At 36.9% G+C, this 25109-nt stretch carries 23 protein-coding genes; 9 read left to right on the forward strand and 14 right to left on the reverse strand.

Going from position 1 to position 25109, the window contains the following annotated elements; translation table 11 throughout:
* The first annotated feature begins 16 nt into the window (after positions 1-16).
* Both F6K27_RS09125 and F6K27_RS09130 read left to right on the forward strand, forming a co-directional pair.
* Positions 17-388: a metal-sensitive transcriptional regulator gene (locus tag F6K27_RS09125; RefSeq protein WP_287275791.1), complete on the forward strand. Its 372-nt coding sequence runs from the start codon at positions 17-19 to the stop codon at positions 386-388.
* Between the two features lie 336 nt (positions 389-724).
* Complete coding sequence (locus tag F6K27_RS09130; RefSeq protein ID WP_287275792.1) at positions 725-1402, forward strand: DUF2834 domain-containing protein; 678 nt, start codon at positions 725-727, stop codon at positions 1400-1402.
* 31 nt (positions 1403-1433) lie between these two features.
* Here F6K27_RS09130 and F6K27_RS09135 read toward each other — a convergent pair whose 3' ends face one another.
* Together F6K27_RS09135 and F6K27_RS09140 are read right to left on the reverse strand one after the other, a co-directional pair.
* Complete coding sequence (locus F6K27_RS09135) at positions 1434-1883, reverse strand: SRPBCC family protein (RefSeq protein ID WP_124147472.1); 450 nt, start codon at positions 1881-1883, stop codon at positions 1434-1436.
* 1518 nt (positions 1884-3401) lie between these two features.
* Positions 3402-3545, reverse strand: coding sequence for a hypothetical protein (locus tag F6K27_RS09140; protein ID WP_287275793.1), 144 nt, complete (start codon positions 3543-3545; stop codon positions 3402-3404).
* A 145-nt stretch (positions 3546-3690) separates the two neighbouring features.
* Between F6K27_RS09140 and F6K27_RS09145 the strand changes: the two genes are divergently transcribed.
* Entirely contained in the window at positions 3691-4767 is a 1077-nt protein-coding gene (locus F6K27_RS09145) for a DUF3466 family protein (protein ID WP_287284340.1), read from the forward strand.
* Positions 4768-5256: 489 nt separating this feature from the next.
* Here F6K27_RS09145 and F6K27_RS09150 read toward each other — a convergent pair whose 3' ends face one another.
* The 12 genes from F6K27_RS09150 to F6K27_RS09205 form a co-directional block, all read right to left on the reverse strand.
* Entirely contained in the window at positions 5257-6903 is a 1647-nt protein-coding gene (locus F6K27_RS09150) for a radical SAM protein (protein ID WP_287275795.1), read from the reverse strand.
* 514 nt (positions 6904-7417) lie between these two features.
* Positions 7418-7630, reverse strand: coding sequence for a hypothetical protein (locus tag F6K27_RS09155; protein ID WP_205127290.1), 213 nt, complete (start codon positions 7628-7630; stop codon positions 7418-7420).
* A 246-nt stretch (positions 7631-7876) separates the two neighbouring features.
* Positions 7877-8131 carry a SemiSWEET transporter gene (locus tag F6K27_RS09160; RefSeq protein WP_287240006.1) on the reverse strand — a complete coding sequence of 85 codons (255 nt, stop codon included), beginning with the start codon at positions 8129-8131 and terminating at the stop codon, positions 7877-7879.
* Between the two features lie 461 nt (positions 8132-8592).
* A complete protein-coding gene (locus F6K27_RS09165; protein ID WP_287275796.1) occupies positions 8593-9240 on the reverse strand; it encodes a fumarylacetoacetate hydrolase family protein in 648 nt (215 codons plus the stop codon).
* 55 nt (positions 9241-9295) lie between these two features.
* Complete coding sequence (locus tag F6K27_RS09170) at positions 9296-10315, reverse strand: polyprenyl synthetase family protein (RefSeq protein WP_287275798.1); 1020 nt, start codon at positions 10313-10315, stop codon at positions 9296-9298.
* A complete protein-coding gene (locus tag F6K27_RS09175) occupies positions 10312-11016 on the reverse strand; it encodes a trans-aconitate 2-methyltransferase (RefSeq protein ID WP_287275799.1) in 705 nt (234 codons plus the stop codon). Before F6K27_RS09175 ends, F6K27_RS09170 begins: the two co-directional genes overlap by 4 nt.
* 498 nt (positions 11017-11514) lie before the next feature.
* Positions 11515-11637, reverse strand: a complete 123-nt coding sequence (locus F6K27_RS09180; RefSeq protein ID WP_124147169.1) for a photosystem II reaction center protein J — start codon at positions 11635-11637, stop codon at positions 11515-11517.
* A gap of 165 nt (positions 11638-11802) precedes the next feature.
* Positions 11803-11928: a photosystem II reaction center protein L gene (locus F6K27_RS09185; protein WP_287275802.1), complete on the reverse strand. Its 126-nt coding sequence runs from the start codon at positions 11926-11928 to the stop codon at positions 11803-11805.
* Positions 11929-11937: 9 nt separating this feature from the next.
* A complete protein-coding gene (psbF, locus tag F6K27_RS09190; protein ID WP_202222379.1) occupies positions 11938-12072 on the reverse strand; it encodes a cytochrome b559 subunit beta in 135 nt (44 codons plus the stop codon).
* Positions 12073-12097: 25 nt separating this feature from the next.
* Complete coding sequence (psbE, locus tag F6K27_RS09195) at positions 12098-12349, reverse strand: cytochrome b559 subunit alpha (protein ID WP_287275806.1); 252 nt, start codon at positions 12347-12349, stop codon at positions 12098-12100.
* Between the two features lie 315 nt (positions 12350-12664).
* The gene (locus F6K27_RS09200) at positions 12665-13684 is read right to left on the reverse strand and encodes a photosynthesis system II assembly factor Ycf48 (protein WP_287275808.1); all 1020 of its coding nucleotides are present in this window, start codon (positions 13682-13684) and stop codon (positions 12665-12667) included.
* A gap of 33 nt (positions 13685-13717) precedes the next feature.
* Complete coding sequence (locus F6K27_RS09205; RefSeq protein WP_287275809.1) at positions 13718-14056, reverse strand: rubredoxin; 339 nt, start codon at positions 14054-14056, stop codon at positions 13718-13720.
* A 314-nt stretch (positions 14057-14370) separates the two neighbouring features.
* Here F6K27_RS09205 and ndhC point away from each other — a divergent pair, with 314 nt between their 5' ends.
* From ndhC to F6K27_RS09235, 6 genes are all read left to right on the forward strand, one after another.
* The gene (ndhC, locus tag F6K27_RS09210; RefSeq protein WP_287275811.1) at positions 14371-14733 is read left to right on the forward strand and encodes a photosynthetic/respiratory NAD(P)H-quinone oxidoreductase subunit C; all 363 of its coding nucleotides are present in this window, start codon (positions 14371-14373) and stop codon (positions 14731-14733) included.
* Positions 14724-15446, forward strand: a complete 723-nt coding sequence (gene ndhK, locus F6K27_RS09215) for a photosynthetic/respiratory NAD(P)H-quinone oxidoreductase subunit K (protein ID WP_287243473.1) — start codon at positions 14724-14726, stop codon at positions 15444-15446. Before ndhC ends, ndhK begins: the two co-directional genes overlap by 10 nt.
* Positions 15439-15942 carry an NAD(P)H-quinone oxidoreductase subunit J gene (locus F6K27_RS09220; RefSeq protein WP_124143450.1) on the forward strand — a complete coding sequence of 168 codons (504 nt, stop codon included), beginning with the start codon at positions 15439-15441 and terminating at the stop codon, positions 15940-15942. The genes ndhK and F6K27_RS09220 overlap by 8 nt, the downstream gene beginning before the upstream one ends.
* A 759-nt stretch (positions 15943-16701) precedes the next feature.
* Positions 16702-21567 carry an SdrD B-like domain-containing protein gene (locus F6K27_RS09225; protein WP_287275812.1) on the forward strand — a complete coding sequence of 1622 codons (4866 nt, stop codon included), beginning with the start codon at positions 16702-16704 and terminating at the stop codon, positions 21565-21567.
* Positions 21568-22820: 1253 nt separating this feature from the next.
* A complete protein-coding gene (locus tag F6K27_RS09230; RefSeq protein ID WP_287275814.1) occupies positions 22821-24089 on the forward strand; it encodes a pitrilysin family protein in 1269 nt (422 codons plus the stop codon).
* Between the two features lie 212 nt (positions 24090-24301).
* Complete coding sequence (locus F6K27_RS09235) at positions 24302-24937, forward strand: hypothetical protein (RefSeq protein WP_287275816.1); 636 nt, start codon at positions 24302-24304, stop codon at positions 24935-24937.
* Positions 24938-25109: the final 172 nt, after the last annotated feature.

Here is a 25109-nt window from a genome sequence, read left to right on the forward strand (position 1 = left end):
ATTATACTCAAAATCTATGGTGGTATCTCAGCAACAACAAAAAGAACAGCTACCTCATGATCAAGCCAAGACAGAGTCAAATTCGGAACATAACCATCACTCTTCTGCTCATCCTCATGTTCATAGTGAAGAATCCCTACAACGTCTCGTGAATAGATTATCAAGAATTGAAGGGCACGTTAGAGGAATTAAAACTATGATCAAAGATAGTCGTCCTTGCCCTGATGTATTAGTACAAATAGCTGCAGTTCGTGGTGCTTTAGACCGAGTAGCTCGTATGGTTTTAGATAACCATTTATCTGATTGTATTGCCCGGGCAACTCAAGATGGAGATATTGATGTTGAGGTTGAAGCTTTAAAGTCAGCTTTAGACAGATTTTTACCTTAATTAATGAATCTTTTAATGAGTCTTTTGAGGATGAATTATAACCTCTAGCATCTAAAAAGAAATCAATATTTTTACTAGACAATTAAGTTATAAGTTAGAAGTAAGCTGCAAAATCAGCAGGCAGTTATTTCAGTTATCAGTTAACAGTTAGCTTCCTACGGAGGAGCCATGCTAACTGTACTTCCTGCAATAGGGAGGCTTGACATTAGGAATATTCTCTTTTTTTATCCGGAGACTTTAGACCACAATTTTTCGGTAATAATATTTCATCAAATAATTTGACATTTCAACAAAGCAAGAAAAAAATTTTATTACTAAACAACTACCAAACAACTTATGTTAAAAAAAATAGCTTTGTGGTTACTTTGGATTGGGTTTAGCACTTACGCATTTCTGCTAGCACCTCCTGACCAACCAGATACTTTAGAATTAATCCAAAAATTGTCAACAGGTCAATGGGAAAATATCAATCCATTAATTGTATCTCTATTCAATATTATGGGCATATGGCCGTTGATTTACAGTTGTTTAATGTTCTTTGACGGCAGAGGAAAAAAAATACCAGCATGGTTATTCTCGACATTATCATTTGGAGTCGGAGCATTTGCTATTTTACCCTATCTAGGATGGCGTCAACCTAATCCAAATTTTTCAGGAAAAAAGAACTTATTTTTAAAGATTTTAGATTCTCGAATTTTAGGAATTGCTTTAACAGTAGGTACAATTTTATTACTAATATACGGTTTAAAAAATGGTGACTGGGAAGATTTTATTCAACAGTGGCAAAGTAGTAGATTTATTCATGTAATGAGTTTAGATTTTTGTCTGTTGTGTCTATTATTTCCCACTTTATTAGGAGATGATATGAGCAGGCGAGGAATGAAAAAATCTCCGTGGTATTGGATAGCATTAGTTCCTCTTTTAGGTCCATTAATTTATTTATCTGTACGTTCGCCTCTATTAGCAGCAGATACATCTACAATATCAAATAAACAAGAAGCTACAGCAAATTGATAGTAGGAAACCTGAAAATAAATCCATTACTTTAACTTTGTTGGCATTCCCGTTTTGTAATATCATGTCTATACCGAAACATGTCCTCTAGTCGAGAATCTACCCACCAACCTAAAACAGATTCCGCTAACCAATCTCCAGGCAAAGAAAATGCGATCGCATCAGTTAACCTAGTCTTACCATCTTCTTCACTAAATTGATGACGATGAGTCCAACTATCCATTGGCCCTTCTTTTTGTTCATCAGTAAACAGACGATATTTTTCATATTCCGTATGTAGGGCCACCCACCTCACAGGAATTGGACCGAGCCAAATTTGAAATTCTGATATAGCCCCTACTTCTAGTCCACCTTGACGACGAATGACTTGTACCGGTTGCCAAGGTGGGGTAAGTATTTGCAGAATATCGGAACGTTCGTGAAATTCCCAAACAACTTCAACTGGTGCATCGATTAAGGTTGAATACCGAAAGTGCAACATTTTAAGTCCTCAAAACTTATCACAATTATTATTTTCTAAATTATTTTTATCATTTTCTTTGTGGGTTTAATACCCCACCGTCAACGGGGGTGTTCACGCATTACTTGGGGGAGCGTAGACGCGGAGCGGCAGGTCGTTGACTATCCCCATGTAATTTTCCTCCTGTCTCCTGTCTCCTGTCTCCTGTCTCCTTCTTCAATTCAAATTTTAACTGAATCTGGAAAATTTAAGTATATTTTACCATAAAGTTGCAGTTCTACTTGGCTTTTTGGTCGTTAGTGCTTTAGTCTGAGACTGGAAGTAAAAGCTAAGGTCAAAAACTAATCAAAAATACTTGGCTTGCTGATTAAATCTAAAAGCATTGATATATAAAGATATTAGCCAATGGATGTATAAAAAAGCATAAGGTTTTTGATCCTTTAAGCTGAAAATGTGGGGATTTTAAGTAGACAACGGCAGAAAAATTGAGGGAAAATTGTTCCAAATACATCCTCTGTAATTCTTAATTTCTCCTGAATTCTGACTCCTCCCCCCACTCATAAGACTTATTCAGTAAACCCTACTTAATCTGACATAACCCCTCTAAACTTAGAGGGTTTTTTTATTTCAATAAACTTTACTTTTTCCCAATTAGTCTATTACTTAAGCATAAATTGTTTCTTTTTACACCAGTATTTTTTCGTACTAACTTAAATTTAATTTTGTTGATTTTTAATCATGTATAAAGACTAATCAATTTATGGATTTATGGGAAAATTTTGTATAAACAAATATTGCACAGATCACTAAATAACATACTTACTAAGGTGCAAACTTGAGTGAAATTGAACACTGCCAGTAAAAATTTAGAGATATTGCGTACTTGAAATTGAAATATAAATGATATACTTTTGAGAAAATTCTATTATAATATAAAGATTTGGTAAAGCAAATTCAAAATAATTGCTACTTTTATGAAGAATCAGTAAAGATATGTCGTAAGTATAGATATAAAAATCTTATTAATTTATGATGTTATTCAAGTTGATTGATTGAACTTTAAAGCGAACAATATTCATGGGAGCAAAGAAAATATATAAAAAAAAGACTAATAGACATCCCCGAAAATAGTCAAACACTTACTATAGCTATCTTTTGATGAGCGATCGCTATCTACTGTTGATAGTTAATTTTTACGGTAAAATCAGTATTTCAGATACTTACTATTACAAACTCTCAAAAGAAGTAGCCATAGTAGTTAACTGATTTATATCTAGAGCAAGGAGGATTTACTACTACAAAATCAATGTACCTATTCGTAGTCGAACAATACCACAAATAATTATGACTATTTGCTCGTATTTTTCTGGTTTTAACCTAAATCTTTCTTGGACTACTCTGAAAATTTTTATCAATCTAAATTATATGTTAAACAAAAATAATTTTTGAAGATATTTCTTTGTTTTTCAATTTTTCTGATTCAGTTAAATCTCTATTTTTTGGCTTTTTTTTGAGAGTTTTAATTCTTGATTCGCCAACCTAGGCTTTATGTCCACTAAATTTTTGTTCTTGAGCGGATTTTTGTTGGACTTCATGAAAATAGTTTAAGTCACTTTTTTTTCCTGGTTCACCTGCTGATACTTCTACAATATCTTTACCTAACTGGTCATAATTGGCTGTCAAAATTACATTTTTTATTATTATCTCATAACTTAGATGCCTAATATAAATGGCTGATTGATTATGAAATTGAACGTAATTACTTATTTTATTCTTGGTTAGTAATTAGTAAAGCGAAAATTTTAGATAACCCCTAAATAAATTACAAATGACTATGATTTTATCTCAATCTATGGCTCATAAAATCCATACTTTCCCAGTCTCATCAAAATTACGGATGCCCAGTGTAACACAATCAAATGTTACTACTGCTGCCTCTTGTTATGAGCTGACTGACTTAGGTACATTTAGAGACTATGTAAGTGTAGCCAAAGATATTAACGACTCTGCTCAAATAGTTGGTTATTCAATTAACGATATAGGGCAAAAACAAGCCTTTGTATGGGACTCTGACGAAGGTATGCAAGATATTGGTACTATTGGTAATCATTCTAGCTGTCCCTATAGTATTAATGATTATGGCCAAGTAGTTGGCTATTCTGTATATGATTGTGGTCAACGGAAAGCTTTTATTTGGGATAAGACAAAAGGAATACATCACCTTGATTCCAAAAGTAATAATTTGAGTGAGGCTTATTGTATTAATAATTCTGGTCAAGTAGTAGGTTTTTCTGTCACTAATAATGGTCAAAGAAAAGCTTTTATTTGGGATGAGACAAAAGGCATACAAAATCTTAGTATTTCTGATGATATAGAAAGTAGTGCCTACGCAATTAACTATTCTGGTCAAGTAGTAGGCTATTCTGTTTCTTCAGATTTAATCGTAAAGGCTTTTATATGGAATGGTGACAAAGATATCCAAGAATTACCAGGTTTTTTAGGTTCAGATATTAATAGGTCTGGCCAGGTGATTGGTTTTTATTCTATGCCTCAACACAATAACCGAGCTTTTTTGTGGAATGGCAGTGAGGAATATCAAGACCTTGGTACTATTTCTAATAATGTCAACTTACAATTTTTTGACAGTGAAGCTAATAGTATTAATGATTTTGGTCTAATAGTTGGTTCTTCTGACAAGCTAATAAATACAGAGCAAGAAGGATGGGCTAAAAGAGCTTTTATTTGGGATAGTTTTAATAAGATGCAAGACCTAAATGATTTGATCGATCCTTCCTCTGGTTGGGTTCTTAAGGAAGCACGATCTATTAATAATCATGGGCAAATTGTTGGATGGGGAATGAAAGATAAAAGTAGTTGTTCTTTTCTGTTAACACCTATTTCCTAGGGTGCATCTCAATTTTGAATAAAGCCAAAAAATTATTGCTTTTAGGGAACAGGGAACAGGGAACAGGGAATAGGGAATAGGGAATAGGAAAAAAGTATTTTTGCAAATAGCAAATATGAGATGCACCCATTTCCTAACAGAGATAATAGATAATACAATTAGATATTTATAGGTAGTGGTTTTCCTAGATAATTCATACTCAAACTGTAATAAATATCGCTTTGCCTCTATTTCTAGAAGCAAAGCTACAAATTCAACAATTAATAATTAATAATTACCTTTCCTTTAAAAGTAAGCATTCAGCCATCAGCCATCAGCTATTGCTTTTAGTTTACGATAAAAGCTTGATTAATTATCTTACTAGAAAAGTTGGCTCTCTTGCCCTTAAAATCTATATTTAATTTAAAAACTGTCCTTAAGGAGAGAGTCTTGTTACGCTCAAGCTGACGGCTAATAGCTGAATTATTACAACTCAGTCAGGGATTACTTCTAACTTCTAACTTCTAACTTCTGACTTCTGACTTCCCCTATTGCCTCTGCTAAATGTTTCTTTAAAGTTGTTATTGGTAGAGGACCTTGAATATGATTCCAAGGCAAAATTTGCTCTAACTTCCAATCATCAAAAACATAAAAATCCAACTCTGGTAACTCCCCACGCAACTCCTTAAAAGCTCTCTTATAACTACCCAAAGAATCCCCATAATTCCTTACCAATTCTAATAAATTAGATAACCTTCTATCTCCCCTAGAAATTAATCCTTGTATCACCGACCATTTATAACTTTCTGGGCGAAAATCTATCCCTTTTGACCGTAGTTGTTTCTCCAAAAACTTCAGCCTTTTTTCTGATTGAGAGTTGACTCCAAACCATTGAAAAGGTGTGTGAGATTTCGGTACAAAAGTGCTACATCCCAAACTTAATCTTAAACCAGGAGCAGCTTTTTTCAAAGCCAACATCATTTCTATCGTAGCATCTAAATCTTCTACTTCCTCTCCAGGTAAACCCACCATTCCATAAAACTTAATAGCTTTTAAACCACCAGCTTTAGCATTAACAGCAGCTTCAATAATTTCCTCATTTTCCAACTTCTTATTTATAATTTTTCGCAGGCGATCGCTCCCACTTTCTACAGCAATAGTAATTGATTTTGTATCTCTATTACTTAAAATTTTTGCTAATTTTTCCGTCACTGTATTTGTTCTAACCGATGCAATACTCAACCGCACATCATCATATTTTGGCTGATTCAAATAATTCAATAAACTATCAAATTCAGGATGTTGAGTTACCGAAGCTCCCAATAAACCCAAACGTTTTGTGACAGTTAATCCCTTTTCAATTGCCGGAATAAGAGACCCTTCTAAACTAGCACTTCTAAATGGCAAAGTCAGATAACTTGCCAAACAAAAACGACACATTTCCGGGCAACTTCTCACCACTTCTACCATAAAAATATTTTCCCAAGCTGCCTTTTCAGTCACCACAGTAGAAGCAGATAAAGTATTACCCCGATAGGTTTGTTTTTGCACTACAACAGGAATATCCTTATCTATAGGTTCAATAGATTTAATAGCACCATCAACACTTTCATAAGTTACTTCATAAAGACTCGGAATATAAATTCCTGGAACTTGTGCTAAATGTCTTAATATTACTTGTTTATCCTCTCCTCTAACTTCTTTATAAACATCAATAAAATCCCCCAATAAATTTTCCCCATCTCCCAATAAAATTACATCAAAAAAATCAGCAAAAGGTTCAGGGTTTGCCGTTAAAACAGGTCCGCCACCAAATATTATTGGATAATTTTTTCCCAAACGATTTTTAGCTCTAATAGGAATTTCTAAAGATTCCATAATCTGGAAAATATTGACATAATCAAGTTCCCAAGAAACAGAAAAACCAAATAATTCTGTTTGCTGTGGAAGAGGTTCATTAATATCAGTAAATAAACGACTAACTTGTAGATCGGAACGCATTGCTAAAGTTGCCCAAACAATCTGATAACCAAGGCTAGTTATTCCTACAGTATATTCATTAGGAAAAGCAAAAATAATTGGTATGGCACTAGATTCAGGTATTGCTGGAGTGAAGAGTAAACGTTCAGTATTAAATATATTAGTATTAGTAGACATATTTTAGATTATAAATAAGTAGGTAGGCGATAAAAATTACCGTTATGGTTCAACAATCAATAATTAACAATTAATAATTAATAATTACCTCTTTTTATAAAGAAGAGAATTGCCTCAAAGGATTTTTTTCTTTTTTATCCATGAATGGAGAGGCTTTATACTTTAATTTTTCGGTAAGGAGAAAGCAGAAGGAAAAAGGTTATTGATTTATATATTTTTGTGGGCACAACTCTGATATACCTGTGAAACAAGCAATGCCTGCTAAAGGGAGTTTTTCCAAAAATAGCAGATCGAGTATTGTAAAGTTTAAACATACATAAATATATAGCCATCCTAGTATAGATATGAACATTAGCTTTAGGGTTAGTGTTTACTGATGCTGGAATTAATATGGTTTCTAACGTGTTAGACTTTGGACAAAAACGGAGTAGTTAGCGTAATATTTATTTACGCTAACTACTGGGATTAGGGTTTAGAAACAGAATCAAATCTGGAATTATCTTCGTTTCTCACATTATTGATCATCCTGAAGAGCATAGGATGGGTCTGGTTCAATTTCTCCACCGAAACAAATATCTAAATAACTTTCTGGAAGAGAATAAATAACCCTCTCCAACTCATCAATAATATCCCTTCGAGTCATTTTTTCAACTGCATCAATATCAGCTTCACTTCCTGGTTTTCCTAAATATTTATATTGAGTTTTTTTCTGACTATCAGTAGCCATAGGAAAAATCGGTGAAGCAGATTGTAATCTATAATAATAGTACAGTTTCTGATTTCTATCTCGTCATCAAGTTATCACAAAAGGGAACAAAAATTCTCGAAAATAACTAAAAGTTGGCATAAGTAATCATAGAATATAGTATTTATCAAAAAGTGTAAGATAGATTTACACTGATATATTTTATGTTATCTGTTACCTAAAAACTCCAATTTTGTATCTCATTGAAGCTAAAATTACTATATTGAGTTATTTATACTTTAATTTAAACCATAAAATCGGGGAGGCTAAAGTCAGTGTAGCAACGTTAGTAAAAATAACTGGTACATCTTTAACCAGAATGCCATAAATTATCCAGATCAATACACCAGAGCAGAAAATAGCAAACATTTCTAGGGAGATATCTTTTGTAGAGCGAGTGCGCCAAGTTTTGATAACTTGAGGTAAAAATGAAATAGTTGTTAAACTACCTGCTAGTAATCCTAAAACTGTTACTAAGTTCATAATAGATGCTGATAATTTTAATACTTGTGCTTGAAACTTATCGGTTTTTTTGTTAACTACAAGACTTATGTCGCACTGCTATATATAGCGTATAATTTCCCGATTATTTTGGTATTGTAACTATAATTATTGCTGTTACCTAATTCCTGAATTAATATAGTATTAATCACTTAAATTCAACTAAATTTCTCTTGATATCTTCAACATAAATATCTCGTATTTGAAATTTGTGGTATCGATCGATATGTAGCCTTCGTTCAATTTATCTAATTTTTTAATCCTGAAAATATTGTCAACTTATTAAATATTATACCAACCAACAAAGTTATTAATAATCAGACAATTTAACTTAAAATTCAACTATAGTAACTGCCAAGGCGGTTAGAACTTATGCGGATAACGAACCTCAGACAGGAAAATGTTTTTCCTTCTGTTCCCTGTTCCTTGTTCCCTACTATACATCAATTTCTAATAATCTCAGCCTCCGCAATAACTTCCCCATTTAGAAAAGCAACTAAATAATCATTATTATTGAGAGGCCCAACATTAGGTGGAGTCCCAGTTAAAATAATATCCCCCAAACGTAGCGGTATATTCTGACTAATGAAACAGAGCAGGTCTTGAATGGAAAATAACATTTGTTTGGTAGACCCTTGTTGGCGAACTTCACCGTTGATTTCAAGTCTGATTTCAAGTTCTTCTATTTCTGTAACATCATTCAACTTCCTAAACTGTGACAACGGACAAGCATTGACAAAACTTTTGGCTAGATCCCAAGGATACTTTTTGGCCCTCAACTCATTTTGTCGATCGCGAAGAGTCAAATCTAGAGCAATACCAACACTACTAATTGCCTGTAAAACCTGATTTAGATCCGCCTGATACAAATCAGTGCCAAGTTGGATAGCAATCTCTGTTTCATAATCGCATCGTCCTAAATTAAGGGGTAAAAATATCTTTCCTTCAAATGGTACAATACAGGCAGGGGATTTTGTGAAAATTATCGGTTCTTTCGGAACTGGGTTGTTTAGCTCTTTTGCATGATCGGCATAATTACGACCTACACAATAAATTGAACCAATTGTTTGAGGTATAGTAAAAGAGTTCATTGTTAAAAATTTAGGACGTGCTACCAAATCATATCATACAGGAATAGCAAAAGTATTATCCAATGCTAAACATTTCGATGTTCTTTCTGAGCTGTGACAGGAACTTGTTCGAGGTAATTCTCACTAGAATTGAAGCAACCGTGTCTCGATGTACTGTTTTCTCTTTAGCATAGAGCATCGTCTTACATCTTTTATGCTCATGCTTGAGGTAAGTCAGGCAGTCAGAGTAGACACCCTTGTTAACCAGTATCTCTAGAATTTCGCGATAGGAATTCTCATCAATCGTATTAAACCTTAACTCTTCAAGTCGCTCTCGCTCTTGCTCGTTGGATCTTTGGGTCATCAAATACACTGCCAACGTTAGTTTTCCATTAATGAAGTCCGAAAATTGATCCTGATAAGGTTTCTCCAGCTTTGATAGACGCTGGACAGGCAGTGCAAAATCACCGAAATCATTAGCTGCCTGAGTAGCTGCACCATAGATAGCGCCCATCTCATACAGCAATTCGTCAGGTTGCTCTGCAATGATCGATCCTGCAAAGAAACAACTTCCGTAGAACACACCTGAAAGCAATCTACATCGCTGCTGATACGCTGGTAGGAACTGGTCGTAGTCTGGATAGTCACTCACTCTAGAAACCTGTAGATCGTGAATGTCCATTCTCTGACCAAGATAGACTTGGTGGTTGATTTTGCTGAGGAGTTTTAAGAGCGAAGTCATGCCATAATCCTCTAAGATTTGTTGAGCAATTTCTCTCAGTTGAAAGCCTGCAATGACTAGCTTTCGCTTACTATTGGTGCTATCATACCCATTTTTCTCATCAAGAAACCAGTTGATAACATAAGTCGAGCAGTTCAGGATCTCAAAACTTGCACAGACGGGAATAATCTCCTTCCAGTTTTGACCTCCGTTAATCTCATAACCTGTTCGGATCTGGAGGTCTCGTAATCGAGGATGACCATGACGCTTCATAGGAAGCTGCTGCACTTCTGGGCTTAACTTCTCTGTATAGTCAGCGATCAGCACATCCGTTGCTTGGGATGTCTCTTTCATCAGATTGAAGTACTCACTCATTCGGAAACCTCTTTTTGATAGATATGATACTGGTTATCTCGAACGGAGACCAAACGCAAATTTGCCGAATCGAACTCGAGTAATCGCATTCGCAGCTTTTGCTGTCCGATAAGACTCCCTTGCTGATGACAAGCGTAATCAAGACTAAGATATTGCTCTCCATCAATCCAATTCTTGGTAACGGTTCTCTGGAATGAGACTTCCTCATCCAAATTCTCACATTTGCTATGATTAGAATTCGATGAGATGATAATCAGTCGCCCTCTGTCTCGTAAGTGTGTGGCAACCCGTTCAAAGCTCATCTGAATCGCATCAAACTCAAGGATGTGGCTGGCAAGTAAAATGGTATGGCCATCATTCACAAAAGCCCATGCACCACCACGAGAATAGGCCAGGTCGAACATCTTGTTGAGCTGCATATCGACGACATCTTGGCAGTAGAGATCGACTCGAGTCCCTAAGCATTCTTGAGCTTGAGCAAGTAGAGACGCACTCGTGTCCACCCCGGATATCTGGAGTTCAGGTCGCAACAGAAGAATTTGCTCTACAAGCAAACCAGTCCCAATTCCTACATCCAAGATGTCCTTCTGATCGCCGAAAATTTCGATCAGCTCCGTGGCAATTGCTTTGTAATCCCGATTCTTTTGCACAAAGCTATTATAGAAATCGGACATACCTTTATACAAATCCATAGGTATCATTGATGTTTCTCAATTTTTAAATAATTAGGGTTTGCGCTCAAAAGTCTTATGGGTAAGGGTAGGAGACAGGAGACAGGAGACAGGAGACAGGAGGAACGGGGAATTGTAGAGGAGGTAGGAGGAAGAATAATCCCTTGATTATTCTGCGCAACTCTCGCCTAAAATGCTAATTTTTTGAACCATTACGATCATTAAGCTTGGACTTTTTTTAACTAAAAAATGCGCTCAACCTTTATATGTCAATGCTTTTAGATTTAATCAGCAAGCCCTAATTAATTGCCTAAATATAGCGCTGTGCGCAGGCAACAGCTCCTCTGGCAACAGCTCCGTAAGAGGGAATAAAAAACCGATAATATAAGACTTTTAGCTATTGGACAGTAAAAGTGGGTAATTTGTCACTAATGATTGTGAAATTTAACTTTTCTATAACCTCAAAAAAAATAATCCCACTTTCAAACATAGTGAGATTATTTAACAAAATCAAACTTCAAATCTTTCTTATAAAGAAGAACCTACACCAACATAGGCACCATAAAAGAAAAGACCCACAACTACAAGTACGCCAGTTCCGGCAACAGTAGCAACCAACCATAAAGGAATTCTACCTGGTTCGGACATCATAATATTTCACCTCATTATTTCAAAACTACTTCGTACTAAAAAATTTTTACCTACAAGGTAATTGCTCAACAATATACTTGTTAACTTTCTACTAAATCTTACTAACAATAGGTCACCCCAATAGGGTGACTTAATATTAGTAATTTCTCTGTTTTATTTCTCAAATTAGTTAAAGAAATAACTAGAAAACAGAATACCAAGAACAAACACTAATAACAAACCAAGGTAGAGTGAAGTACGATTTAACTCTACTGGTTGTTTATTAGTATTGTCACTACGATCTAAAGGCATAATATACTCCTATCTTTGAATAAACTGCATAGCTGCGATCGCACCTAAAAAGAAAACTGTAGGTACACCAAGGGTATGAACTGCTAACCATCTAACTGTAAAAATTGGATAGCTAATTGGTTGATTTGGATTTCCGCTAGTCATAATAAAAATCTCCTAAAATTTTCAATTATTCACCAATAAATTCATCAATTTGTTTTTTAGCTTCAAAACGGTCTGATATAACTGGTAATTCTTGTCTTTGCTCAGTATAATACTCGTTAGGTCTAGGTGTACCAAAGACATCGTAAGCCAGGCCTGTACTTACAAATAGCCAACCTGCAACAAACAGAGCTGGAATAGTGATACTGTGTATTACCCAATAACGAATACTTGTGATGATATCTCCAAAAGGACGCTCACCTGTACTGCCACCAGCCATCTAATTTTATCCTCCAAATTTATCTCTAACCATCATCTTGAGATGATAGTTTTAAAACCTTTCTAAATACCTCATCCCATCACTAATTAATGGTTTGAGTTTTTTGTCTTTGTTAACAACTAAAGATAGACTAACTTTTTGCCTTCTTTAACATCTGTTATTTTTATCTGTTAGTTAGACGGGATCAATTCTAACACATTCAGTCTAAATTTTCAGTAACTCAAACAACATCAAGAAATTACCTTTTCCCATCTGAGTAATACTACCCAATTAAAATTATGAGGAAGAATTTTTCTCTGAATATTGTATTGAGTTTCAAGCTGCTTCTGAAACTGCTGAACTATTGTATTTCAACACAGTTCCTCTTTGACCAAGAATAAAACCTTTTTCTTGGTTAATAAAAACAATTTTGTAGAAATTTTCTGGAACATTCTCTACATCACGGTCTTTTTCCCAAGTCTGACCGCCATCAACACTGCGAAGTAAATTACCACTACCACCAGAAATCCAAATTTCATCAGGAGTACGATAAGCCAAATCTAATAAACCCCAACTTGTGGCATATTCTGGAGTAATAGCTTCTCCCCACTCTTCAGGATTTTCTGGATCGCTAAACCGCAGTTGGCCTCCTCGTGCTAATAGCCATAAACGACCATCATCAGTGAACCCCATATTTTCCAAACGGCGAGAGTCTTGACGATTATGAGGAGTCCAAGCTCTTTGGCCTGGTTCCCAACTAGAGTAAAAATTACCCTTAGCCGAAACAGCAATATACTTACCATCAGGAGAACGGGAAATATTTCTCACTACTCCCACAGCATCCTCTACCTGAGCGCGCCAATGTTGGCCACCATCTTCTGTGCGATAGATAGCTCCCACATCAGTAGTCATCTCGGCAGAATTTTGCCCAAGAGCAATAATAGAATTAGGAGCACCTGGTAATTTAGAGCTTAGAGGAATTTGAGTCCAAGACTCTCCTTGATCATCCGTGTGTAGAAGTAAAGAAGGCTGTCCTAAAATCCACCCTTCACTACCATTAAAACTCACTGAGGTCAAGCGAGTTCTTTCTTCTATATCAATATCAATACTTTTAGGTTGCCAAGTGTTACCACCATCAGTAGTTTCTAACAGAGTAGCATTACCACCGACAATCCAACCATGGTCAAGATTGCCTGTAAATCCGATATCAAACAACTTAGCCTCAGTTGGTAGTTGAATTATCTCCCAGGGATTGTAACCTATTCCAGGTAAAAAGGCATTTTTGCAGCCACTACAAAGTATAACTGCTGCTAGTATTATGAAAATTTGTTTCCAGGACTTTACTATTGAGTGCATCACATTAAATCATTAATAAGCCTTTAGGCCATCTTATCGTAAACCATATAAGCTCAAGAAAAACAAAAATCCTGCGGCTAAAGCGCCGAAAATTAGAATATTTTTCTGGCTTGGTGTGAGTGTATTAACACCAAAACCATATCCAAGGTTTTCTTTGAATCCGGAAGGACCTTCAGCTGGTCCAACATTCACAAATTGAACCTTAGTTGCTGCACAAACAGGACAGCGCCAACCAGGGGCTAAATCTGAAAAAGCAGTTCCGGGCGGAATATTACCAGTAGAACTTCCCTTCTTCGGTTCATATACATATCCACAGGCTCGACATTCATACCGATCCTGTTCCTCTGTGGCCTCAGTGACTTGCTCGCTCATAGTTCCAAAAGATTGAATAGCAATTATGAGAACATCTTTAATTATTATTACAGAATTGGTGTAATTCGAGGAGATGAGTATTGACAAATGATTAATATCCAACTTGATACAGCTACTTTTAGCCTTTTTGTTGTGACTTTTGAGTGAAAAATTAGAGTGGCAAAAGCTTGTGGCTCTGGTCTGATGAGGGTTAAACAGCACAATCGTAACAATCGCTAAAAAAATAATCTCTCGTTATAATCTTTAACTTAACTAGAAAGTGTCAAAATGTTCACAGATCAAAGTCCTAGTTACTTAGGAAATGTAGGTTAATTGTGTTTACTCTTAGTGGTTACGAATATTTTCTAGGCTTCCTACTAATTAGCAGCCTAGTTCCAATTATTGCCTTAACTGCATCTAAACTACTGCGGCCTAAAACTCGTGGCCCAGAGCGACGAACTACTTATGAATCGGGTGTAGAACCAATTGGTGGAGCTTGGATACAATTCAATATCCGTTATTATATGTTCGCCCTGGTCTTTGTCATCTTTGATGTAGAAACAGTATTTTTATATCCTTGGGCAGTGGCCTTTCATCAATTGGGACTTCTAGCATTTATAGAAGCCCTAATTTTCATCACAATATTAGTTGTTGCTTTAGTCTACGCATGGCGTAAAGGAGCTTTGGAATGGTCTTAAGTCCTAATCAAAACCAAAACATTATAAATCCTATTGAGCAATCTCCCCAGGTTACTCAAGAACTTTCAGAGAATGTTGTGTTAACTACAGTTGATGACCTTTACAACTGGGCACGACTTTCTAGCTTGTGGCCTCTACTGTATGGTACAGCCTGCTGCTTCATTGAATTTGCAGCTCTGATCGGCTCTAGATTTGACTTTGACCGCTTTGGCTTAGTGCCACGGTCTAGCCCTCGGCAAGCAGACTTACTAATTACTGCAGGTACAATTACCATGAAGTATGCCCCAGTCTTGGTGCGTCTTTATGAGCAGATGCCAGAACCTAAATATGTAATTGCTATGGGTGCTTGTACAATTACTGGCGGGATGTTTAGTATGGACTCACCTACAGCAGTTCGTGGGGTAGATAAATTAATCCCAGTAGATGTTTACATTCCTGGTTGTCCACCACGTCCAGAAGCAATTATTGATGCTGTCATTAAGCTGAGAAAAAAAGTTGCTAATGAATCTTTGCAAGAACGTGCTCAACTGCAGCAGGTACATCGCTACTACACTGTTAAACACAATATGAAAGTGGTTGAACCAATTCTGAATGGTAAGTATCTCAAGACATCAGACCGTGAAACACCACCAAAAGAATTGACAGAAGCAATAGGTATGCCTATACCACCTGCACTGCAAGCTGCACAAAAAGAGGAGGTAAATCGTGGCTGAATCAGAAGCTCCAATAGTTGAAGCAGGTCAAACTTCAAAATGGCTGACAGAAAATGGCTTTGAGCATGAGTTTCTAGAACCAGATCATCTGGGAGTAGAAATGATCAAAGTTGACAGAGAATTTTTAATTCCCTTAGCTACAGCTTTATACGCTTATGGGTTTAACTATCTACAATGTCAATGTGCTTATGATGCAGGTCCCGGACAAGACTTGGTAAGTGTTTATCACTTAGTTAAGGTCAAGGACGATGTAGACCAACCAGAAGAATTACGTTTAAAGGTATTTGTGCCCAGAGACGATCCTAGACTTCCTTCCGTTTATTGGATCTGGAAATCGGCTGATTTTCAAGAGCGGGAATCCTATGATATGTATGGCATTATCTATGAAGGACATCCTAATCTCAAACGCATTTTGATGTCTGAAGATTGGGTGGGCTGGCCATTGCGTAAAGATTATATTTCTCCAGAATTCTATGAATTACAAGATGCCTACTAAATTTTAGGTTGAAACTTTGACCTTTTGACCTAAGTAGTATTAGTAATAATAGCCTTTAGACAATTGGTAAAAAAACATTAAACAGAGAAAATTAGCTTGATTTGATATTTACATTCAAGTCAATTTCTATCTATTTTCTTAAGGTTTCAGGAAATAGGAGAAAATTTTTCTGGAATTGGAACTTGTCATAGATTAATAACGTCCCGACACCATAGCACCCCCCTATTTTTTGATTAGGTGGGTGCTTAATATTACTAAAAGATTCAATAATGAAATTTTGTTTATGGGCTCAAAAATAAAGTATTCTAGTCTATTTTCTAATCTAATTGTCACATTCTTGTCAACCTGATATAATCCTCAGCGTCCGCGCTTTAGCTTTACTCGTTATTGGGTGATAAGCATTATATTGATTTAAGGTATATCTGTATTATTGGTGTAGTGGTTTTTAGCCATTAGTTAAATACAAATCGCTATCAAAAAATCTTGAAAGATTACTCCTGCTATAATCGCGAGATTTAGCGATGAGATGAATTTCAAAGTTGTAAATTAATTGAGTGGTAGCGAATTAGTAAAGGGTTAATAGCGGTGGGGGACACCGTTCAATAAAAAGCTTGTGGAGACGGTCTGGCGGGGATACAGCTCAACTTGTTTGATTTGTTATCTAGTTAAGAGTTTGTGAAGCAAGAATCCCCCGTTATAATCAAGCGATTTAACGCTGGGAGTGTCAATAGCATAAATTTACGGTGGAGGAGTTAGAACGTGAGTGATGAAACAAGAATAGGCTCCCAACTTGGAGGGAGCGGTAATATAGTAGGTGTCACATTTAATGATACAGATAATGATGGTATTTTTGATACATCAGAACCAACAATACCTAATGTTACAGTCTATCTTGACCAGAATAATAACGGTATTCAAGACCCCAATGAATTATCTAACATTAGTCGTTCAGATGGTGTCTACAACTTCTTGGGATTAGTAGATGGTGAATATTTTGTCAGACAGGTTCCACCCAGTGGCACTGTTTCAACTACGCCACTGCCAGTTCCGGTGAGCATAGTCGGTGGGAGTATGGTCAGAGAGAGCAGGATAGCTCTTGGTAGTGGCATTGCCCCACCACCACCACCAGTTCCCACTCCAGAACCCACTCCAATTCCCACTCCAATTCCCACTCCAATTCCCACTCCACCTCCAGTAGGACCAGGTAGAGGTAATATTAGTGGTGTATTATTTGAAGACCTAAATATAAATGGTGTTCGTGATTCTGGAGAACCAGGAATTTCTAACAGCCAAGTATTCCTTGATGCCAACCGAAATGGCATTTTAGACGAAGGGGAAGCAAGTACTTTAACAGATGAATTTGGTTTTTATTCGTATGTAGACGTATTCCCTGGCCAATACAACATTGATGTTATCAGGGAACTAAACGAAGCAAGAACAACTCCTAATTCAGTAATTATAATTACTGGTCTAGAAGAAGAACAACCAAATATAGCTCTAGATATTGGTATAGTTACTCCTAGCGGGACTGGTAATGTTGAAGGAGCTAAGTATCTCGATCTTAATGCTAATGGTATTTTAGACCCTGACGAGCCTGGAATACCAAACTTTACTATCTATGCAGATCTCAATAGTAATCACATTCTAGATGTGGGTGAACCATTTGATATCACTGATACTAATGGTGTTTACTTCTTACCTAATCTTCCAGCAACTCGCCTGACTATTCGGGAGGCAGAGCAACAAATAGGATTCAATCTGACAACTGATTCTCAGACTGTTGATGTACCTGATGGAGAAACTTTATTGGGCATCAACTTTGGTAATGCTGAAAGAAATGTAATTGCCGGTGTCAATTTTGTAGATAACAATAGCAATGGTGCTATTGACCCAGGAGATGTAGGTTTATCAAACTCTACTGTATATCTAGACCTCAACGAAAATGGGATCTTTGATCCAGAAGAACCATTCAGAATTACTAACAATGAAGGTGAGTACAGCTTTAATACTTTACCACCAGATACTTATGTTGTCAGAGTAGTACCTCAACCAGGATTTACTCAAACAACACCAGATCCAGTTATTATTGTCACTAGTGGGGACGATTCTAACTTCGTAAATATTGGTACTGCTCCTGACACCCCTTTACTTCAGGGTGACTTAATTGGGAATAAGTTCAACGATTTTAATTCCAATGGAGTTCTAGATCCAGGAGAACCTGGTTTAGCTAACTTCACCCTGTACTTAGACCAAAACGACAACAATATACTAGATCCTACAGAACCTGCTGCAATATCAAATGCTAATGGTGACTTTAGCTTTAATAATCCTCCTGTGGGAACTTACTTTCTGCGAGAAATACCCCAACCAGGTTTTGTGCAAACTACTCCAGATCAAGAAATTACTCTGAATGCACCTATTAACGTTTTGCAAGGTGATGCTCCCATTATCTTGAATGTTGGTAATGCTGTAATTGTAGATCCAGTTCCAGTTCCAGAACCAGTTTCAGAACCAGTTCCAGAACCAGCACCAGAGGAAACTACTGATGCTGACACTGCTACAACAGAAGTAACCACTGATGCTGGCACTGATGCAGAAGTGACCACTGATACTGATACTGCTACAACAGAAGTAACCACTGATGCTGGCACTGTTGCAGAGGAAACTACTGATGCTGACACTGCTACAACAGAAGTAACCACTGATGCTGGCACTGCCACAGCAGAAGTGACCACTGATACTGATACTGCTACAACAGAAGCTACCAGAATTAGTAGTCAAGTTACATTAACAGGCAGAATCGCTGGTACTAAATTTAGTGACAATAATGGCAACAATATAGTAGATCCAGATGAATTTGGTCTTGGTGGATTCACTATTTACCTAGATACCAATAATAACCAAGTTCTAGATCCTGATGAACCTACATCTATTACAAATGTAGATGGTAGTTATAGCTTTGAAGGTTTACCACCGAATACTTATGTAGTCAGGGAAGTTCAACAACCAGGCTTTACCCAAATTACTCCCGATCCAGTAATTACCATAGTTGGGGGTGACAATATTGACTTCGTGAACATTGGTAACCAACCTGATGTACCAATAGTTCCCCCTCCTCCAACTCCTACCCCAGTTCCTCCTCCAGTTCTTCCCCCAATTGTAAATACTGATAGCACGGGTACAATTACTGGTGTTAAATTTGACGACCGCAATGGTGATGGTTTAGCAGGCCCAGATGAACCAAGACTTATAGGTGTCGAAATCTTTGTAGACCTCAATAATAATGGTTTAGCGGAAGCCAATGAACCATTTACGCTTACAGATGCTCACGGGGAATATCGGTTTACCTTGCTACCAGGTAACTACAGAGTACGAGAAACACCACCTGCTGGTTTTGTTAACACTACTCCCACTCCTATTGTTCCTGTTGTTCCAGGTGAGACTGTCGTTTATAACTTCGGTGATAGTAGTATTTTTGACCCCAACACCAGCATTAGTGGTGTAATCTTCACTGATAGTAACAACAGTGGTTTTCAAGATCCTGGGGAAGCAGGTATTCCAACTGCTCAAGTTTTCCTAGATCTAGACGGTGACGGAAACCTAGATAGCAGTGAAGACCTCAACCTTAACGGTGTACTGGATGATGGCGAAGACCTAGACGGTGACGGAAACCTTGATATAAGTGAACCTGAAACTTTCACCGATCCTGATGGTCGTTATGTCTTTAATGGTTTAACCCCAGGGAATTACACAGTTGATGTTGTTCTGCAAGAAAACTTATTCCTAACTAGCAGTAATCCCATTATTAGTGTTACTGTTGGTCAGGTACTACCAGATCCCAATATCTCACCCACTCCAATTAATCTTCCTCTCGGTCAGAGTCTAAATGATGTTGACGTTGGTGTTAACGTCACATCACCAGATGAAGATACTGTTAGTGGTATTGTATTTGCTGACAACAATGGTAACGGACTATTTGAACCTCTAAAAGGGGAAGTAGGTTTGCCTGGTGTTGAGGTGTTCCTAGATGTGCACACAGATGGACAGATACAAGGCTTTGAACCAAATCAAATTAGTGGTCCAGGTGGTACTTATGGTCTAGATACATCTGATGTATCAGGCTCATTTCCGCTTCTACAAATTCTTGATCGCACAGGGTTCATTCAAACTACTCCACCAGCATTTGTATCAGCTGACGGTAGTGTTGTTTACAACTTTGGAAACCAACCAGAAACCTTAATTACTGGAATTGTTTTTGAAGACTTTAACAGTAACGGTATCCAAGACTTTAACGATACTAACGGTAATGGCATCCTTGACCCTGACGAATTTGTAGAAAGGGGTGTTCCTGGTTTCCGTATCTATGTCGATATCAATGAAAATGGCATTCTTGATAATGACGATATTGAACCTAATACCTTTACAAACACAGATGGAGAATATGCAATTGTTGGTTTGTTACCAGGTACTTACACACTACGTCTGATTCCAAATCCGGACAACTTTACTTCTACTACTCTAACAGACCTCACAATTACTGTTGATGAGTTTGAAAATTCCAATCTGGAAATTGACTTTGGCCAGTCTCCGATAATTCCTCCTCCTGGTCTTGCTAATATTTCAGGTATTGCATTCATAGATGAAAACGGAGATGGTTTAGCAGATGCAGGTGAACCTCAACTACCTGATGCTGTTATCTATATAGATGCCAACGATAATGGGGAACGAGATGATGGCGAACGATTTGCACTTACCAATCAATTTGGTCTCTATGATATCCCCAATGTATCTCCAGGAACTTTTGTAATTCGTCAGGAACCATTTCCTGGTTTTACCGACTCTACTACTCCAGAACCAGTGATAATCACTTTGATAGAAGGGGATAACGCTGACTTTGTTAATTTTGCCAACGACCCAACAGGGTTACCAAAAGCTGTTCTTCCTGTTGTTAGTATTGGTGGTATTGTTTTCAATGATATCAACGGTGATGGTCTGTTAGATCCAGGAGAGAATGGTATTCCTGGTACTACAGTATTCCTCGATCGCAACGATAACTCAATTCTAGACAATGAGGAACGTACTGCGATTACTGATTCACTGGGTGTATACGACTTCGATGGTTTACCTCCTGGTACCTATACAGTCCTGCAAATTCCTCCACCAGGTCTATTCCAGACTACCCAAGACCCAACTCTAACTCTGTTTGCAGGGGATGATGCTAATTTTGTCAATTTTGGCAACAGTGCTAACCCACCAGTTATACCACCTCAACCACCCATACCACCTATTGGTACTGGTAGCATTAGTGGGATAACTTTTGAAGACCTGAATGGTAATGGTTTCCTAGATGCTGGCGAACCTGGTATTGGCGGTGTTGTTATTTACTTCGACCAAAACAACAACTCTGTTCGAGATGCTGATGAAATATTCGTTGCTACTGATGCCAACGGTAATTACGGTTTCTCAAACTTAGCAGATGCTAGTTATACAGTTCGGCAAGACCTAAACCCAGATCAGGCAGCAATCTTTACTCAAACTGTTCCTGGTCCTAATGAACCAGTATTTATCAGCACTTTTGGTGGTGCTAATGTACCTGGTGTTAATATTGGTAATATCCGTCTATAAATATCGAGATAAATCTAGATATTTAGATAGCAACAAAACTCAGGGTGGAAACTGAGATAGAACTATAAAATTAAATTTTTAGCGTAGTCAATCATTTTGGGAAATTTGACTACGCTTTTGTTTTTTTGACCTGTTATATCATGTCCGGATAATTAGGGTTTGCGCTTCACTAGTCTTTTAGTAGGGGTAGGAGACAACCCACCCCTCGCCCCTCCCCCTCCCAGGAGGGGAAGACAGGAGAAATGGGAATGAGCCAGGAGGTAGGAGTAAGAATTTTCCTAAGATTGTTCTGCCCAACTATGCGCCTAAAATACGCTCCTTTTTGAGCGTTTTATATCATGTTCCCCTCCGGGGGAGCTACGAATTGCGGATAATCAGTTATAATAAATCTTCTGCCTTCTAACCTTGCTCTTTCCCTTCTGCCCTCTGCCCTCTGCCTTCTGCCTTTGGTCCACAGATATTATAAGTATTCAACCGAACATGATATTAGACGTGATACCAGGCACTTTTTTCGACCCCAAAAAGTACGCCTGTTTCAATTCACTTACCCTTTAAAAGTGAGAATTTTGGGGTGAGGGGGGCATAAAAATCAAAGAACCATTATTCCTCCTACTTTCCCTGTCTTCCCACCCTCCCCGCACTTTACTTTTTTCAGCTACGCGATCGCACTCCCACTCACTAATCCTCTTTTCATTTTAATAAGCACCTACGCAGAGCGAATCACTTACCTCAAAAATACACGAAAATTTCTTGACAAGCAACTACCCTGTATTTCTTACGTATCAATACTTTGAAAAAATGGCCAACGAGAAGCGATAACTACGTTTAGCTGTGCTATCGCAGCCCAAATTCCCCCATTTTTTCCCCTAAATAGCTCATTTCAACTTTTTTGGCAAAAATCAGTTTAAATTCCAAATATATTTGAGACTATTTCATAAATTTAATTAATATAAATATATTTTACCGAATAATTAAGTCCAGTAGGGTGCATTAATGAAATGTAACGCACCATAATCAAAGAAAGAAGAAACAGGGCGATCGCTCTGTGCTCCTAAGAGAAAACCAAAACCAACCAATCAAGTACTCCAGTAGTGAACTGACACACCTAATTTTCTGCAAAATTTGTAGGGTGCATACTACTTACGGTTAAAATTCAATTGTATTAAATATTACAAATCATCTTATACAAAAGTTATATAATTTTAAAATTCAATGCAAATAAAATTTCAGCCCAAATTTAATTATTAAAAGAATTGTCTGTAGTAATTTCTACTCCTAATTTTCCAGCTAACGTTTTCAAGCTGGATAATGGTCTAACAATTATTCATCAATATATTTCAGTCACTCCAGCAGTGGTGATAGATGTGTGGGTAAGAGCAGGTGCTAGGGAGGAACCCGATAAATGGTCAGGTATGGCTCACTTCCTAGAACACATGATTTTTAAGGGAACAGAAAAATTAGGTCCTGGAATCTTTGATCAAATAATTGAAAATCGTGGCGGAATAGCAAATGCTGCTACAAGTCACGACTATGCTCATTTTTTTATTACAACTGCTGCCCAATATGTAGAAGAAGTAGTATATCCATTAGCAGAATTATTGTTGCGTGCCTCCATACCAGAATCAGAATTTGCTAGAGAGCGGGAAGTGGTATTAGAAGAAATTCGTCAATCAGAAGACTGTGTTGATTCGGTAGGTTTTCAAGCATTGATGGAGAATGTTTACAGACATCATCCCTACCGACGTTCAGTTATGGGGACAGCAGAACTTCTCAAAGAACGAGAGGTTGATGAAATGCGTTGTTTTCACAATCATCACTATCAACCAGAGAATATGGCAGTGGTAGTTATTGGGAGAGTAGAGGAAACCCAGGTAATAGAATTAGTCAATGCAGCTTTTGCCAATTTTTCCGAAAAATCTTCTCATTGTCCGCGAGTCGAGATAGCAGCAGAGCCGTTAATAACTGAAGTTCGTCGCCAGGAAATATATTTGCCCAGATTAGAACAAGGTCGTCTAACAATGGCTTGGCTCGGACCTGGAGTCGAACAACTAGATGATGCTTATGGATTAGATTTACTGTCAATATTATTAGCCGATGGTAGAAATTCTAGATTGGTTCGAGAATTGCGCGAAGATTTAGGTTTAGTGCAAGGAATTGTTAGCAGTTTCTCTTTGCAGCAAGACTCAAGTTTATTTACAATTAGCGCCATGCTAGAACCGAAAGATATTCCAGAAGTAGAAGCACGAATTGGCGATCAGCTTTATGAGTTATTAAATCAAGAGATTTCAGAGGTAGAATTAGCTAGGTGTCAGCGTTTATTATGTAATGATTATGTGTTTTCCATTGAAAGTCCAGGACAGTTAGCAGGTCTTTATGGTTATTATTTTACTATAGCAAACCCAGAGTTAGCAATCAGTTATCCAGAAAAAATAGCAGCATTTCAACCACAAGAATTACTCAATTTAGCTAAAAAATATTTATCTCCAAATCGCTATGCAGTCACAGCATTAATACCTATTTAGGGTTTGCATAAGCAGTTAGGAGTCAGGAGTCAGGAGGAAATAAAGAAGAAGAAAGAAGAAGAAAGAAGAATAGTTTTTTGATCACGCTATTATCCGGACATGATATAATTTCATATTAATTTAATGGACATACACTTATTTGAGTTGTTACTATTTTGATTATAAGTGCAAAAAGCTATATTGCTCCCAACTAAAATTCTAGGTCAAAGTTTATGTCTGATAATCTTTCATTACTAAAAAATCGAGACTACACATTTATTTTTGCTCGAAGTTTTGAAAGCTGGTCTGCTTCTAATTTGTATTATGAAGATTGGATTGCAGCACAAATAAAAATCATTGATTTAGCCAAGCATTGTCAATCATTAGATGATGATGGAATTACTGTTTACCTTGCTTCTAGTCCTTTTATCAAGCATACAAACACAGAAGTAGTAAAATTAGCTCAACTATTTCAGCTAAAAAATCCTCCAGAAATAATAGATGTAGTAAGTAGTCTAGAAGATGCTCTGGATGACTATTTTCAACGCCGAGATGCAAAGAAAACTAAAAATGGGGATATTATTCTAGTATTAGTAGATAAAATTTCTGATGAACAAGAAGCTTTGGTAAATTTAATTATTAATGCTACTGAAAAAATCGACCTAATTCCAGGTACAGAAAATAGTTATGAACTAGGAATTAGTTTTTTACAAATTGGTGAAGATCCAGAGACAAAAGAATGTTTGACTTTCCTAGACGATCATCTCGTTAAAGCTGGTGCAAAATGTGATATTGTTGACACGAAGTTTTGGTATGAAATTAAGCAAAAATCTCTCACAGATATTTTGATTCATGCTTTAGTTGATTAGCAAAGTACTAGCATTATAAATATAGGAAAAAGTGATAAGAAGTTGACTTAATTAAAAAATTAGAGAATGGCTGTAAAAAACGACAAAAAAGCTTACTATTTGGGGTGCTTAACTGTTGAGTTTAAGCGGAGCAAAACCCAACTTACTGTGTGAATGATTAGCGATCGCTCCA

Source organism: Okeania sp. SIO2F5 (assembly GCF_010692685.1).
In the GTDB taxonomy this organism is placed as follows: Bacteria; Cyanobacteriota; Cyanobacteriia; order Cyanobacteriales; family Microcoleaceae; genus Okeania; species Okeania hirsuta.

Coding starts and splice junctions, on each gene's coding strand:
- F6K27_RS09125 (WP_287275791.1), top strand. CDS start 17: ATGGTGGTATCTCAGCAACAACAAAAAGAACAGCTACCTCATGATCAA.
- F6K27_RS09130 (WP_287275792.1), top strand. CDS start 725: ATGTTAAAAAAAATAGCTTTGTGGTTACTTTGGATTGGGTTTAGCACT.
- F6K27_RS09135 (WP_124147472.1), bottom strand. CDS start 1,883: ATGTTGCACTTTCGGTATTCAACCTTAATCGATGCACCAGTTGAAGTT.
- F6K27_RS09145 (WP_287284340.1), top strand. CDS start 3,691: ATGACTATGATTTTATCTCAATCTATGGCTCATAAAATCCATACTTTC.
- F6K27_RS09150 (WP_287275795.1), bottom strand. CDS start 6,903: ATGTCTACTAATACTAATATATTTAATACTGAACGTTTACTCTTCACT.
- F6K27_RS09155 (WP_205127290.1), bottom strand. CDS start 7,630: ATGGCTACTGATAGTCAGAAAAAAACTCAATATAAATATTTAGGAAAA.
- F6K27_RS09160 (WP_287240006.1), bottom strand. CDS start 8,131: ATGAACTTAGTAACAGTTTTAGGATTACTAGCAGGTAGTTTAACAACT.
- F6K27_RS09165 (WP_287275796.1), bottom strand. CDS start 9,240: ATGAACTCTTTTACTATACCTCAAACAATTGGTTCAATTTATTGTGTA.
- F6K27_RS09170 (WP_287275798.1), bottom strand. CDS start 10,315: ATGAGTGAGTACTTCAATCTGATGAAAGAGACATCCCAAGCAACGGAT.
- F6K27_RS09175 (WP_287275799.1), bottom strand. CDS start 11,016: ATGATACCTATGGATTTGTATAAAGGTATGTCCGATTTCTATAATAGC.
- F6K27_RS09180 (WP_124147169.1), bottom strand. CDS start 11,637: ATGATGTCCGAACCAGGTAGAATTCCTTTATGGTTGGTTGCTACTGTT.
- F6K27_RS09185 (WP_287275802.1), bottom strand. CDS start 11,928: ATGCCTTTAGATCGTAGTGACAATACTAATAAACAACCAGTAGAGTTA.
- psbF (WP_202222379.1), bottom strand. CDS start 12,072: ATGACTAGCGGAAATCCAAATCAACCAATTAGCTATCCAATTTTTACA.
- psbE (WP_287275806.1), bottom strand. CDS start 12,349: ATGGCTGGTGGCAGTACAGGTGAGCGTCCTTTTGGAGATATCATCACA.
- F6K27_RS09200 (WP_287275808.1), bottom strand. CDS start 13,684: ATGCACTCAATAGTAAAGTCCTGGAAACAAATTTTCATAATACTAGCA.
- F6K27_RS09205 (WP_287275809.1), bottom strand. CDS start 14,056: ATGAGCGAGCAAGTCACTGAGGCCACAGAGGAACAGGATCGGTATGAA.
- ndhK (WP_287243473.1), top strand. CDS start 14,724: ATGGTCTTAAGTCCTAATCAAAACCAAAACATTATAAATCCTATTGAG.
- F6K27_RS09235 (WP_287275816.1), top strand. CDS start 24,302: ATGTCTGATAATCTTTCATTACTAAAAAATCGAGACTACACATTTATT.